Source organism: Corynebacterium sp. HMSC074C04 (assembly GCF_001838295.1).
Classification (GTDB): Bacteria; Actinomycetota; Actinomycetes; order Mycobacteriales; family Mycobacteriaceae; genus Corynebacterium; species Corynebacterium amycolatum.
The window spans coordinates 474-14548 of the sequence record NZ_KV836271.1; the positions used below are offsets into that span (position 1 = coordinate 474).

At 54.4% G+C, this 14075-nt stretch carries 11 protein-coding genes and 1 CRISPR repeat array; of the genes, 6 read left to right on the top strand and 5 right to left on the bottom strand.

The window, feature by feature from the left end:
* Positions 1 to 576: direct repeats of the CRISPR family, unit length 28 nt; unit sequence GGAAATACCTCCGCGTATGCGGAGAAGA.
* A gap of 19 nt (positions 577 to 595) precedes the next feature.
* Genes cas2e through cas6e form a run of 4 tightly spaced genes read right to left on the bottom strand, consistent with a single transcriptional unit; the run spans position 596 to position 5287 of the window.
* Positions 596 to 910 (bottom strand): type I-E CRISPR-associated endoribonuclease Cas2e, encoded by a 315-nt coding sequence (cas2e, locus tag HMPREF3011_RS10955; protein WP_083296872.1) that lies wholly within the window; start codon positions 908 to 910, stop codon positions 596 to 598.
* 17 nt (positions 911 to 927) lie between these two features.
* Positions 928 to 1866, bottom strand: a complete 939-nt coding sequence (gene cas1e / locus HMPREF3011_RS03875) for a type I-E CRISPR-associated endonuclease Cas1e (protein WP_070549970.1) — start codon at positions 1864 to 1866, stop codon at positions 928 to 930.
* Positions 1866 to 4607 (bottom strand): CRISPR-associated helicase/endonuclease Cas3, encoded by a 2742-nt coding sequence (locus HMPREF3011_RS03880; RefSeq protein WP_070841185.1) that lies wholly within the window; start codon positions 4605 to 4607, stop codon positions 1866 to 1868. Before HMPREF3011_RS03880 ends, cas1e begins: the two co-directional genes overlap by 1 nt.
* Positions 4604 to 5287, bottom strand: coding sequence for a type I-E CRISPR-associated protein Cas6/Cse3/CasE (gene cas6e / locus HMPREF3011_RS03885; protein ID WP_070605288.1), 684 nt, complete (start codon positions 5285 to 5287; stop codon positions 4604 to 4606). The genes HMPREF3011_RS03880 and cas6e overlap by 4 nt, the downstream gene beginning before the upstream one ends.
* 219 nt (positions 5288 to 5506) lie before the next feature.
* Here cas6e and HMPREF3011_RS03890 point away from each other — a divergent pair, with 219 nt between their 5' ends.
* Genes HMPREF3011_RS03890 through cas5e form a run of 4 tightly spaced genes read left to right on the top strand, consistent with a single transcriptional unit; the run spans position 5507 to position 9666 of the window.
* The gene (locus HMPREF3011_RS03890) at positions 5507 to 7111 is read left to right on the top strand and encodes a type I-E CRISPR-associated protein Cse1/CasA (RefSeq protein WP_070605286.1); all 1605 of its coding nucleotides are present in this window, start codon (positions 5507 to 5509) and stop codon (positions 7109 to 7111) included.
* Positions 7111 to 7791, top strand: a complete 681-nt coding sequence (locus HMPREF3011_RS03895; RefSeq protein WP_070605285.1) for a type I-E CRISPR-associated protein Cse2/CasB — start codon at positions 7111 to 7113, stop codon at positions 7789 to 7791. Before HMPREF3011_RS03890 ends, HMPREF3011_RS03895 begins: the two co-directional genes overlap by 1 nt.
* Positions 7792 to 7838: 47 nt before the next feature.
* Complete coding sequence (cas7e, locus tag HMPREF3011_RS03900) at positions 7839 to 8960, top strand: type I-E CRISPR-associated protein Cas7/Cse4/CasC (RefSeq protein ID WP_070628441.1); 1122 nt, start codon at positions 7839 to 7841, stop codon at positions 8958 to 8960.
* Entirely contained in the window at positions 8953 to 9666 is a 714-nt protein-coding gene (gene cas5e, locus HMPREF3011_RS03905; RefSeq protein ID WP_070628440.1) for a type I-E CRISPR-associated protein Cas5/CasD, read from the top strand. The genes cas7e and cas5e overlap by 8 nt, the downstream gene beginning before the upstream one ends.
* A gap of 34 nt (positions 9667 to 9700) precedes the next feature.
* Here cas5e and HMPREF3011_RS11645 read toward each other — a convergent pair whose 3' ends face one another.
* On the bottom strand, positions 9701 to 10003 hold the full coding sequence (locus tag HMPREF3011_RS11645) for a VOC family protein (RefSeq protein WP_370449820.1): 303 nt from the start codon (positions 10001 to 10003) through the stop codon (positions 9701 to 9703).
* 335 nt (positions 10004 to 10338) lie between these two features.
* Here HMPREF3011_RS11645 and HMPREF3011_RS03915 point away from each other — a divergent pair, with 335 nt between their 5' ends.
* Together HMPREF3011_RS03915 and HMPREF3011_RS03920 are read left to right on the top strand one after the other, a co-directional pair.
* Entirely contained in the window at positions 10339 to 11574 is a 1236-nt protein-coding gene (locus HMPREF3011_RS03915) for an acetyl-CoA C-acetyltransferase (RefSeq protein WP_070841187.1), read from the top strand.
* Between the two features lie 74 nt (positions 11575 to 11648).
* The gene (locus tag HMPREF3011_RS03920) at positions 11649 to 13880 is read left to right on the top strand and encodes a 3-hydroxyacyl-CoA dehydrogenase NAD-binding domain-containing protein (protein ID WP_070628437.1); all 2232 of its coding nucleotides are present in this window, start codon (positions 11649 to 11651) and stop codon (positions 13878 to 13880) included.
* The last annotated feature ends 195 nt before the right edge of the window (positions 13881 to 14075 follow it).

The following is a 14075-nucleotide window of genomic DNA, read 5'->3' on the forward strand; positions in this document are numbered from 1 at the left end:
AAATACCTCCGCGTATGCGGAGAAGAGACAATCACAACCGAAAAGTACGAATTCGAACAGGAAATACCTCCGCGTATGCGGAGAAGAGCGGCGCGCGTTACCTCCAGGTACATCACCTGAGGAAATACCTCCGCGTATGCGGAGAAGAGCAGGGGTAGTAGCCCAGCCCCGTCCCGCATCCGGAAATACCTCCGCGTATGCGGAGAAGAGCTAGTCGCGTGGAAATGCCGCAGGCTCTTGACGGAAATACCTCCGCGTATGCGGAGAAGAGTGCTGGACGATGCCGAAACGGTAGACGATGACGGAAATACCTCCGCGTATGCGGAGAAGACACACCTGCCGCAGGGTTCCGGACAATCACCTGGGAAATACCTCCGCGTATGCGGAGAAGAGCGTCCAGCAGGATTGGGTCGCGGAACGTGAACGGAAATACCTCCGCGTATGCGGAGAAGAGATGCCTGTAACAGTTACCACAGACCGGGGCGAGGAAATACCTCCGCGTATGCGGAGAAGAGGGCGTGCCGTTTGAGGTACCGGACGATGTGATGGAAATACCTCCGCGTATGCGGAGAAGAGAGTTCCCGACCTGCGGTTTTTACGAAGAAGTTTCTTCAAGTCCGCGAGTTTCGGCAGATAAGGTCACAGGCAGCAACAGACCATCGAAGTCCTGAATCACTCGGCGATTACTCCCCATCGTATTTACGGCGAACCCCTGCTCTCGGGTGGGATCATTATTAATCATCGTTAGACGTCCCTCCCCTATAGCTCGGCTACACCGGCCCCATAGATTATCACGAACGCGTCTCGACACGTTACCGACAAAAACTCCAGTATCAACTTCAACTAAGAAACGAGTTAGATACCCTCGGAGATGTTCCGGCAAATTAGATGCAGTAAGTACCAAAAACATAAGGGACGCACCTACTGTTACTGGGGTCGATTTCCATACTGTGTATGCCCAGCCACTTCGTCGCCCCGTCCCGCAATCAACCGGTCATCGTCTCTTTCTGGCAGATACGGTTCGAGAATCTCCATTAATACTCCAATCATCTCTTTCAACATGCCCCTTCGATGAATCTCACGGCGAATTTCCTTCCGAACTTCTTTTAGAGCGTCACCACTTTTCGAGCATCGGAAAGACAACGGAAGTGAAACTTCAGGTTTATATAAATCAGCCAGATCGAACAACAAAGAACGGGCATCGCCACGATGGATTACTCCCAGCGCAGGGTTAATCCCCAAAGCTTGGCAGGCGGAAGCGGCACAGCCGTACAACATTGAGTTCGCCAAATTGAGGCACAAGTTCACCGAATCTTCAGCTGTAGTATCACGCCGAAAAGCCTTGACACCATGCTCTCGGGCTAAAGACCGATATGTCTGTTTCATCATCCGGCCTTCGAGTCCACGCATCACGGCGATGCTAGTCTCTTCGGAATCAATGTCCAACCCAAGCTGGCGCCGATACAGGATAACCGCAGCTTTCCTCTGGTTACGTTCCGATGATACAAGCTTGGCTTGGGCAATCGCCCATCGAGCAGAGCTCGTCAATGGCACAGAGTAGGAATAAGAAGGCACTCCTCCCCCACCGGTGAACATGACTGTCACCCCTGCACGGGTACACGAAGTCATGGCCGCCGCTGAAATGCTCGTCCCAGGCCCTAAATGCAGCACAGCCAAACCTGAAACCGGTAATTGCACACGCTGAATCAGCGACTCGCCTTCGACTTTCGAATAAGCGACAACACCGGTCTTGTCCTGGCGCACGCTACATCGCTCGAGGTAGAGGAAACTAACTCTATCTTCAAAACGAACCTGGTGTCCTGCTGGAATTTGAGAGAATGCAATAGCTTCCTCTGAATAAGTCACTACGCACCGGTCGCTTTCCCGCTGAATCCTAGGAAACCAACCAAAGAATCGTAGAGTTCATGCGCCTCGACGGCATAGTACTGACTCAAGAGAGTTTTAGCATCGGCCAGTGAGATTGGAGACTCAATCTGCGAGAACTTGCTCTGTCTCATCGGCATAGAAGCCCTTAGCGCTTTGCGGATTCGCTCACGATCCCCGCTGCGAATCGATCTCAGTTCCTCGACATCTCCTTGCCATCCGCCTGGAATGCTGTCCCCGGAATCCAGGAGAATAACTCGCACTGACTCCTCCTCGATAAGGCGAGTTCTAGCATCACCACCATCCAAAGATAGAGCAGACTCATTACTAAAGTTCTCATGGAGATTGGCCATGCGGTATTCGGGGTCTAGGATCTCTTCGACTTCGTAAGAGACGCTTTTACCCTTACGCGCCATTAGGCTTTCAGCTGCAACCTGATCGAAATCAGCATCCGTTGCAGACGGGTTCTTCAAATCGTCAAAACTCACTGAAGCAGCATCCACGAATTCCTGACACTCCTCCGGCATCTTCAGAACTCGATGCTGCTGGATCCACCGCGATGTGCGAAGCATCTCCGCTTTGTAATACGGATATCGCAATTTTTCGCTTACTTCAACACCATCGACCACTCGAATCAATGGAGTGTGAATCTCAGGAATTCTTTCGCTTCTTGACGTATCTTGCCTTCGCCACACCCTACCGATTCGCTGAATCAGCGAAGCTGAAGGACACAAATCCGTAGTCAAAATATCCATGTCAATATCGAGCGAGGCTTCAATCGCCTGCGTACCTACGACGGTCACACCAGTGGCGTTACCGTTAGGTCCGATTATTTTTTCCAGCAACTCTGCGTTACGACGTCTATGTTCCGAAGTCATCGCGGAATGTAGCACGACTACATTGTGCCCTGCATCGGACAATTGTCTCGCTACTGATTGAGCCCAATCCACTTGGTTCACAATTACTCCAATACGTGCTTGCGGGAACCGTAAGCGTTGTTGGATTACCCATTCCGCATGAGCACGGCAATTATCGAAGTGACTGATCTTTGTGTGATTAAGTTCTATATCTCGTCGTAGAAAATCAAATGGCAGAACTGAAACTACTTTAGACTCCTCAGCCTTCTTGACCCGTTCGCCCCCAGAACTATGCTCTAGTGCGCATTCCTCCCGCTGCACACTTTGAACTTGGCGACGAGGACGAACAACCGCTACTGCGGGAAACTCAGCAGGTTTGTCAACCTTCACTCCTGAGTATGCATGTACAAGTCGTCTGTATTGCCAGCTCGGGAAGGTAGCAGTCAGAAGAGTTACTCGTGCACCAACTTTGCCAAGCCACTCAAGAACAGTGCTCAGCAGCTCTGTCTGATAATGATCAAGCGTATGAACTTCGTCAACAACGATGTGGGCATTGGCCAAGGACAATAATAGTAAATGTAGCCATTTTGTACGGAGTCCGGCTTTCAAACTCTGATCAACCGTTCCCACCGATACAGCTGCCATCAGTCGTGACATCCCGGCTCTCACGAATGATGCGGGATACAGTCCGCCAGATTCTCTACAGCTAGGATCCCCTTCCGTATCATCATGGAAGCTACTTACTGGGGTGTCGTAAAAATCCTCAACACTCGCGAGACTATGAGCCAACGACGCTACGTTCGGCGTGCTAGAAAAAGCACGCTGCACACGTCTCATTAATGCATTCGTTGTTGCTTGGGTTGGCAGTAAAAACAGGAGGCGCTCATTCTTCTGCGCATGGCGAAGCAGAGCCGCCTCTGTCTTCCCGATTCCAGTCGGAGCCATGACTCCGACAAGCCCGTCACCAGCGTCACGAACTATTTTCTGGATGTGCCGTGGACTACGTTGCTGCAGAATAACTGACTCTGCGTGCTCCTGCGATTCCCAGCCAGAGTAGATGCCAAGGTTTTCACGGACGTATTCGTCTGCCCTCTCGAGCTGAACTCGATACCACTCGGTTGGGTCATTGAGATTAAGCTCACCTCGGCTTGTGGCTGCTTGCGCGTTCTCAACCCACTCATTATTTGATGCCAAACGATCAGCCAGCACGGTCAGTCCAGATAAAAGGATAGAAACCGCAGGGTCACACTCTTCGGGAAGTTCGTTTCGCGATACCCCGACGGCCCTCTCAAAACACTCTTGAATATTCTCGTGCGCAGTCTTCCATCCTTCCCATTTGAGCATCTCATCGGCACGTTTCATGGAGGATGAATGCATCTTTCCACGGAAGGGAAGGGTAAAGTAGCCATGATGACCTAAAGCTGGCAGTGTCGCCCACTGTTCTCCGATGGTTGAATCCCCGAGATTCATTCCGCCGATACCGATTGCAGATACGCGTTCATGCCTACGAAGATCGCTGTACCTATTCCAGCGCTCCATCTTCTCCCGTGGAACGGGTTCGTAATTTCCACTGTCACGAATCTCGGATCGGACTTTTCGCCACGATTCATCGTCCCGCATGTGCTGAAACTGAAATAGCGGGTTGGCTTTTCCTAAATCATGCATACCCACTACCCAGGCCACGATGCACTCCGCATTTTCTCCCAGTGCATCGCTTATTTGGAAGCGCAGCTCGGGTCGAAGCCAATGCCTAAACAAGTAAGTACCTACCGCAGCTGCATCAAGCATGTGTGCTAAAAGCGGATACGTCTCAGCGTTCTCACCCTTCTTTGCCCAGAGCTCGGAATGGACAAGTGAGTCACTCATGGAATTGCCTTCACGCTTAGCATCCCGCAGCCATACGCCTTTTCCCTGCCGACGCCTTCGAGAATCAATCTGTTTAGAGCCTCTGGATCGTCGACAAGCGCAGCACCATCCAAAACATCAACCTGAATGGCCATTCGGGAAGACTCCCGTTCGGTGGCCTTCAGCACCTCTCGCTGATGGTTAACCAACTGCACCTCCTTCAAGGCTCCAGCGAGTTTGTTCTGAATCCACGGAGTAATTGTTGTCCGCCCCTGCTCAATTGCGTCTATTTCTTGGTCATATGGCACGGGCGTCACGATGGTCTTCATCTTTCCATCATGCTGTTCACGCTTTCGACGAACTGCATTGACAGCTACACGAAAGACAACTGGCTGACCGGGCTCAAGGTCGAATAATTCCACAGTACGGCTTTCAGCCCCTCGAAGCTCACCGAGATGTACAGGTTCCACCGAAGACTGGATAAGGAAGTACGGGGGGTGACCTGCAGTGAAATCAACTCGGAAAAGAATTTTTCCTGTCTGCCTGGGATTTGCATCAAACTCCCCAAAGAGGCTCATCACAGCCCTGTGTCGGAACAACGGAGAGTCAATCGACGACGGGACAAAGCTCTTTTTCTTGTCTATTCTTCGCGAAAGCAAAGAATGCACTGGAACCTTAGTCAGAAATACTGTTGCTGTCATGAAAACCTCTCTATTTACAGCATCAACGGTACAGTGAAATTGGTCTCCGCTTTCGTGGAGGTACTTCGTTATATTCGGCTATTTGCACACCTTCTCCGCGCTCGTGGAGGCACTCTCAAATAGCCAACCAGTTTTATTAATACTTATATTCGGCAATTGCTTGCGGCGCATTAACCTCATCGGTACCATAAAGCAGTACCTAGCGAAAGTGAACTACGAATGAAGATAAATGCTCTCACGGATTCACCCTTCCTAAGAACACCGAACGGTCGCTCAACCGTTCGAGACCTCCTTCTTTCATCACATAAGCAAGACACCGCCATCAGCGTAGATGGCGCCGCATATCAGTTCACGGCGCAGTTACGTTTCCTCGCTGAGATCACAGCAGTGGCTTTACGTCACACATCAACCCCAATCGAAGAAATTGTTCAGGGCGGCCTACCAGAAAATGCTGTCGACCAGGCAATTGCAGATTTAGCTCCGGGCTGCGACCCCTTTGATTCAATTCAGCCTTTTCTTCAACGTCCACCACTGCCATGCGATGGCCCAAAGGACAAAGCCCACCTACTGATGGCTGGACATTTCCCCATTAAAAAGCTCTCACCGGCAATGCTCCCCGACGAGGGCGAGACGTACTGGAACCTAATCAATGACGGGACCCCAGCCTTAGCACTGCCCGACGCTCTGCTAGCTCTCGTGGTGTACCACCACCTCTCAATGGCGGGAAATAACAACTACGCAGGAGACAAATGCCAAATGGGAGCTCCAGGCATGCGTTTTGTGGGCGCCGATTACACCGCGACTGAGATTATCCAAACCGGAGATACCCTTCTGGAAACCTTGCTGTACCAAATACCGACATCATGGGTAAAAGGCAGTGGCCTTCCGGCTTGGGCAGATCGAACGTGCAACAATTCCACACTCCCGGATGCTCCAAATCAGGCGCATCCACTTTGGCGAGCCACATGGAGCTCCAATGCTCCAGCATGCCATTGGGAAGATGGGGTACTTAATGGAGTTCGCACAGGCGGCATCCCCGAAGAGTGGTACTTCAAACCCGAGATGGGCACAAATAAAACGACATACAAAGAATGGTGGGATCAGCGCAATACACTTGACCCGTTCTACCTGTATGAAACGCGTGAAAAAGGCGGCGAAACCTTAGTTCGTGTCGACTTGGGGCGAGACAACACTGACCTTGCCGTTGAGTGGGCCGCAAATAACCGTTCAAACAAAGTGCATGCTCGAATCTCAAGCCGCGCATTATCCCGCTTACCCAACGACGCGCCGCTCATTTTCGCACAACACCTAATTGCAGGTACAGCTAGCTCACCAAATATTCGCGCCAGCGAAGTTTTCTTTCCCTCATCTGCGGAATGGGCATTCGATGTCGACGAAGACTTACAAGAGGACATTCAGCTTCAAGCTAAACTTATCAACCAGCTGCATCGCAGGGTATGTCAAGTGTTTAGCAGGAAACCCACGAAATCTAAGTACCCACCCGCAGTTTTAGATGACATGATTGACCGAAAGCAGGACGCTTCAAACGCTTTCTGGCGCAATATTTCAGCGGTTTACCAGGACATATTGAACGACGCTCGCAGATTCTATAAAGCTCAGTCTCCTTCACCTTTTACGCACAGCTACGAGATGCCAACCGACCTCAGAGACCGCTGTATTGACGCGTCGTTGTGCGCATTTGATGAAGTTGTCAATCCCCATTCCATTCAGGAGCCAGCACGAATCGCATATGTCCGAGCACAACTCCGAAATGGATTACAAGCCTTAATACCCAAGCCGGCCAGTACCGAGGAGAGTTTCTAATGACATCTTCCGAAGCTAATAGTGTCCACGCAATGTGGGCAACGCGGTTAGCCAGCGTTCTCGCCTTACGAGACGACGCAAATATCCAGTCACCCCGTTGGAGAAAGACTCGAGCAGAGCTGCGTCGCGGAGCCTCACCAGCAACCGAGCACTACGCCTATCCGCATGTTCTTCCGTATGCAGATCCGACACTTTCCGACCATCAAATAACATCACTCGTTCGTCTCTTTGCTTTGGTAGCAGAATTCGACCAAGTTCCTCACTACCGACCATCGAACACAACAGATACAAATGGACAAAAGAAGATTCGGAGGGTCGGGCATTGGGCTCGACAAGTCTCAATTGCTCAAGCGAAGAAAACTGGCGAACAATTTCAGGCTAATCCCGACGACCTCGACTCCGTTGGCCAGCGCCTGCAATTCATCTATTCACTCGATGCGGAAGAGGCAATTCTTAACGTTTCGCGTATCTTGAAAATTGCAACTGCCCTGCCCGGACCTATTCCGGCGCTCGACTACTACGACCTGTTCCGGACCTTCCTATATTGGGGCAATGGATTCACGCCTGCGTCACAGAACATTAGGCGCCGAATGCTGCGAGACTATTTCTCTTACTTCGCTGAAATTCCAGAGACCTCCTCCAACACAGATAACGACAACAAAGACAACGCAACAACATAATTCTGTCGTAGAGGCATAAACAACTCCCCGAGAAAGGCCTAAACTCCATGCCCCATAACTTGACCCTCAGCATCGTCACCGCAATCCCATTCAGCAATCTAAACCGTGATGACACCGGAACCCCAAAACGAATTAACCAGGGCGGAGTTCTTCGAGCCCTCCATTCTTCTCAATCGATTAAGCGCAGCATCCGGTTACGCTACGAAAACGCGTCAATGGACCTAAGCATCCGCTCGGGTGAACTCGCCGAAGAAATCGTCGAAAGAGTCTTTGAACTGAACCCCGACGTTGACCGGAAGGCTGCACTGAAAAACGCGAGATCAATCGTCGGCAAGCTCACCAAAGCTGAAGCACCAGCTAAGACTTCTGGCGACGTTGATTCGCAAACCCAAAAGGCTGAATCCGCTCGTTCGACGTGGATGTCAAATGAAGAGATCAATACTGCCGCCCAGACTGTGCTGGCCAGCCTGACGAGCGGAAAGGACATCAAGAAAACCGATGTCAACGAGTTTATTCAGGAGCACCGAACAGGATCACTAGCAATCGCTGCCTTTGGTCGAATGTTCGCCAATTCCCCTCAAAACACAACGGAAGCGGCCCTCAGCGTCTCTCCAGCAGTAACAACTCATGCGACCAGCATCGATACCGATTACTTCTCAACTGTCGATGATCGACACGAGGCACAACATCGAACTGGGGCAACATATCTCGGAGTTAGCCAGTACACCAGTGGCGTTTTCTACCGCACAGTCAGTATCGATAAGAAACAGTTGCGTGAAAGCTGGTCAGCTTTCGATGCAGAAGACTCTCGAGAAAACGTCCGGGAATTGATTCGATCAGCTATCTATGGCCAGCCACGCGGCAAAGAGCACAGCACAGCCCCATACGTCCTTCCAGCCCTAGTACTCGCTGAAGAACAGCGCTACCGGACTGCATATGACTTCCAAACTCCGGTCATCCCCGAAGGAGCTGGAGGATTCCTCGCAGCTACAATCACTTCCCTTTCTCAACAGTATTCCGCAGCACGAAGCTTTGACGCCGGAAACTTCGGCCCCACTGAAGCCCTCGCTGGAACTTTCCCAGGGCTTGAAGACAAGTTCGGCAAACTCGAGCCGACTCAGCTGGACGACCTCATCGACACCGTCGTGAAGTGGGTTTTTGATGACTGATTCAGTGTTCATTCGGCTGGCTGGGCCAGTTCAAAGTTGGGGCAAACCAGCCATCACCGGTAATTTCGTCAAAACTGACAAAATGCCTACAACCACTGCACTCCGCGGACTGATTGCTGGTGGCCTTGGATACCGCCGAAATGAATGGCCGGACTGGATTTCTGATATCGAGTTCACTGTTCGAGAAGAACGCCGACCTACGTTCGTGGACGACTTCCACACCATCGGCTCACGTGAAGATGAGTGGGACTTTCGGCGTCGTCTAGCGATTAGCCAAGGACTTAAAGCCAAGTCAGCAAAATCGGTTGCCTACAAACCCGGTGTCGGAGCGACTGTGGTCGTCCGCCGAACATACTTGGCCGATGCGGAATTCATCGTCCGCATAACCTGCGAGGGACACACGGAGGACATTGACCGAGCTGTTTCAGACCCGGTATTTGTTACGTACTTAGGCCGCAAAGCGTTTTCGGCAACTTTCCCGTTCTATTTAGGCACGGGAAAACCCGAGCTTCTCCAACGAATTCCGAATATTTCGAAGGACACCCAACTCGGAGATAGCACTACAGTTAATCAGTACTTTTTAGCAAAAGGTGCGGGCACACGCCCCGCAACAGTTGTTGTTCCTCGTGTTTCAACTCGCGCGGAATGGATGGGCAGGGTCGGCGAACTGGGTTTGAAGCTACGGTCAACGATTCAAGAAAACTAGAAGCACCGAACTTCGGCACAGTGGGATTTTTGATTCACAACGCACGAGCGTGGCTAACGGTATCTCGCGTATCTGTCAATTTCTCCGCCGGAGTCCACGCGCCGAGTTCGTGGCCGGCGGGCGTCGTGAAGCAAAAGCGAAAACTACCTGGGAAGTCGTATGGTTCCTTGGCAATCTTGCCACCCGCGGACGTGACCTGCTCGTAGGCGGCATCGAGATCCGCTGCTCGAATGAAGGGGGCATGATTGCGCGGGTGGGATCCTCGGCGTTGATTCAGCTGACGATGCCAGAATCGCTGGTATCGGCGCAGTCGTCGCCGTACATGGCGTAATTCCACCCGAATACGCTGGAGACGAAGTCGCAAACGGTACTCAGCTCCTCGACGGACGACACAGGAAACTCAATGTCATTAAAGAGTGCGCCAGTCACGAACCAATCCTAAGGCAGAATCGAGCCCCCGCCATTCGCCTGCCACATTGCAACGCGCCCCACTCTCGCGCCACATCACCAAAACTACTTATGTAATTACCCCCGGTTTCTCCCATAACCCCAGGTGAGAGACTACGGCAAGTTAACTTTCTCCCCAGTACCCCTCAAATCACCCCCGGCAATCCGGCATTCGTTATAGAGTGACGCACGACACTTTACGACGAATCTGTGAGGTAAAAACACATGACTTCCGCCACCATTCAGCCGGGCGGCGAAGCCTTCATCTACGAGGCAATTCGCACCCCGCGCGGCAAGGGCAAGAAGGACGGCTCCCTCCACGAGGTACGCCCGGTATCACTTCTCGTCGGCCTCATCGACGAAATTCGCAACCGCTTCCCGGAGCTGGATGAAGAACGCATCAGCGACCTCATCGTTGGCTGCGTCAGCCCGGTCGGCGACCAGGGTGCGGACATTGCCCGCACCGCAGCACTCACCGCAGGTCTGCCGTACCGCACCGGCGGTGTCCAGATCAACCGCTTCTGCGCTTCAGGCCTCTCCGCCATCAACTTGGCTGCTCAGAAGGTCCGCTCCGGCATGGACGAGCTCGTCCTCGCCGGTGGCGTCGAATCCATGTCCCGCGTGCCAATGATGTCCGACGGCGGCGCAATGGCAATGGATGCACAGGTCTCGTTCGCAACTGACTTCGTCCCGCAGGGTATCTCCGCTGACCTAATTGCATCGCTTGACGGCTTTGACCGCGAGTCCCTCGACGAAATGGCAGCACTCTCCCACGCCCGTGCCGCAACGGCTTGGTCTGAGGGTCGCTTCGACCGCTCCGTCGTCCCGGTCAAGGACGCTAACGGCCTGACCATCCTCGACCGCGATGAGACCATCCGCGAGGGCGTCTCCGCAGAGTCCCTGGCCGGCCTGCGCGCAGCCTTCACCATGATGGGTGAGCAGGGTGGCTTCGACGCAGTTGCACTGAAGAAGTACCCGCAGCTCGAGCGCATCAACCACGTCCACCACGCAGGTAACTCCTCCGGCATCGTCGATGGCGCTGCACTGACCCTGGTTGGTTCTGAGAAGGCTGGCGCAGACATGGGGCTGACCCCGCGCGCACGCGTTGTCGCCACCGCCGTCAATGGTGTCGAACCGACCATCATGCTCACCGGTATCGAGCCAGCCGTCCGCGAGGCTCTGGCCAAGGCCAACCTGACGGTCGACGATATCGACGTGTGGGAAATCAACGAGGCGTTTGCCGCCGTCGTCAAGCATGCTCAGCAGAACCTGGGCATCGACTACGAGAAGCTCAACATCAACGGCGGCGCGATGGCCATGGGTCACCCGCTGGGGGCAACCGGTGCCATGATCACCGGCGCCGCAATCGATGAGCTGCACCGCACCGGTGGCCGCTACGCCCTCATTTCGCTCTGCGTGGCTGGCGGCATGGGTGTTGCAACCATCATCGAGCGCGTCTAAAGCAAACCGGAACGAAACTCACAGCGACAATTACCGCGGCCACACCGCGATAACCACAAAGGACTGACTGATTTATGAGCACAGATAACATGTTCCGGTGGGATCAGGACGACGCCGGAATCGTCACCCTCACCATGGATGACCCGAATGCGCCGGTCAACACCATGAACAAGACTTTCCAGGACGACATCCGCGCCACCGTGGAGCGCCTGGAAAACGAAATTGGCGACGGCTCTGAGACCTCCATCAAGGGCATCGTCATCACCTCTGCGAAGAAGACCTTCTTCGCAGGTGGCGACATCAAGCAGATGTCCAAGGCCACTGAGGACGATGCAGCTGACATGTTCAACATGGTCGAGGACATGAAGGCCTCCCTGCGTCGCCTGGAGAAGCTCCCGGTGCCGATTGTTGCCGCCATCAACGGCGCAGCACTGGGCGGCGGCCTCGAGGTCGCGCTGGCTGCTAACCACCGCGTTGCGGCTGATGCCCGCGGTTCCAAGATTGGCCTGCCAGAGGTCACCCTCGGTCTCCTGCCGGGTGGCGGCGGTGTCTCCCGCGTCGTTCGCATGCTGGGTATTCAGGACGCGCTGATGAAGGTCATTCTGACCGGCGCGCAGATGAACCCAGGCAAGGCCCTCGCAGCTGGTCTCGTTGACGAGGTTGTTGCTCCGGAGCAGCTCATTGACACTGCTCGAGCATGGCTGACCAGCGAAGATGCCAAGGCCGCACAGCCGTGGGACGAGAAGGGCTTCAAGATTCCGGGCGGCGACCCGAAGACTCCTAAGTTCGCAATGAACCTGCCGTCCTTCCCGGCAAACCTGACCAAGCAGCTCAAGGGCTCCCCGATGAAGGCTCCGCGCCTTGCGATGCAGGCTGCCATCGAGGGCTCTCAGGTCGACATCGACACCGCACTGCGTGTCGAGTCCCGCTACTTCACCGAGCTGGTCACCGGCACTCAGTCGAAGAACATGATGCAGGCGTTCTTCTTCGACCTCAATCACGCTCAGGGCGGCGGCTCCCGTCCGCTGCAGGCTGACGGCACCCCGTACCCGAAGTGCGAGTTCAAGAAGGTTGCCGTCGTTGGTGCCGGCATGATGGGCGCAGGTATTGCATACGTGTGTGCAAAGGCTGGCATGGAAGTTGTCCTGAAGGACATTTCCCTGGAGAACGCCGAGCGTGGCAAGGCCTACTCTGAGGGGCTGGAAGCGAAGGCTCTCAAGCGCGGTCGCACCACTGAGGAGAAGTCCGCAGCACTGCTGAACCGCATCAAGCCGACCGAGTCCTACGACGACCTGTCCGACGTCGATCTGGTCATCGAGGCCGTCTTCGAGAACACCGACCTCAAGCACAAGGTTCACGCCGAAATCGAGGCCGCGGTTCCGGAGACCTGCATCCTGGGCTCCAACACCTCCACCCTGCCAATCACCGAGCTGGCTTCCCACGTCAAGCGTGAGAAGGACTTCATCGGTCTGCACTTCTTCTCCCCGGTGGACAAGATGCAGCTGATTGAGATCATCTCCGGCGACAACACCGACCCGGCAATCCTCGCCGCTTCGCTGGACTTCGCTGTTGCAATTCGCAAGATTCCGATTGTCGTTACCGACTCCCGCGGCTTCTACACCTCCCGCGTCATCGGCACCGTCATCAACGAGGCCCTGCGCATGGTTGCCGAGGGCTACGACCCGGCCATCATCGAGGCCGCTGGTCGCCAGGCTGGTTACCCGGCACCGCAGCTCCAGCTTGCCGACGAGCTGAACCTCAAGCTCATGGAGAAGATCGCTGGCGAGACCCGCGCTGCCGCCGAGGCCGCAGGTCAGACCTTGGACGAGGGCGGCGTGCCGGCTCTGGTCGAGGCCATGCTGCACAAGTTCGAACGCCCGGGCAAGCTCGAGGGCAAGGGCTTCTACGAGTACGTCGACGGCAAGCGCTCCGGTCTCTGGCCGGGCCTGTTCAACGAGCTGCGCGAGGAGCTGAACATCACCCCAATCGCTCCGGAAGACACCGACCTGCAGGAGCTGGTCGACCGCATGCTCTTCATCGAGGCCATCGAGACTCAGAAGTGCGTCGACGAGGGCGTTCTGCTTCACGACGCCGACGGCAACATCGGCTCCATCTTCGGTATCGGCTACCCGGCCTGGACCGGTGGTACTCGCCAGTTCATCAAGAACTACGACGGCGCCACTGTCGTCGACCCGGCTGCAGCTCACCCAGAGCGCCGCGGTGTCGCAGGCTTCGTCGAGCGCGCCGAAGAGCTGGCCGCTAAGCACGGCGAGCGCTTCAACGCTCCGGAATCCCTGAAGAAGTAGGGCTCTTTTCACCCCGGCTAGCTAGTTCACTAGTTCATACGGCTTAGGCCATACAGCACACCAACCAGCCCCGACCGGCAGTTTTTAACTAACTGCGGGTCGGGGTTTCGGCTTTTCGAGGGAAGGTTGGTGGACTTGGATCCGTCGTAAAGCGAAAACAACGGTTATCGCCATTTAACAGGGGTGTTTTGACGC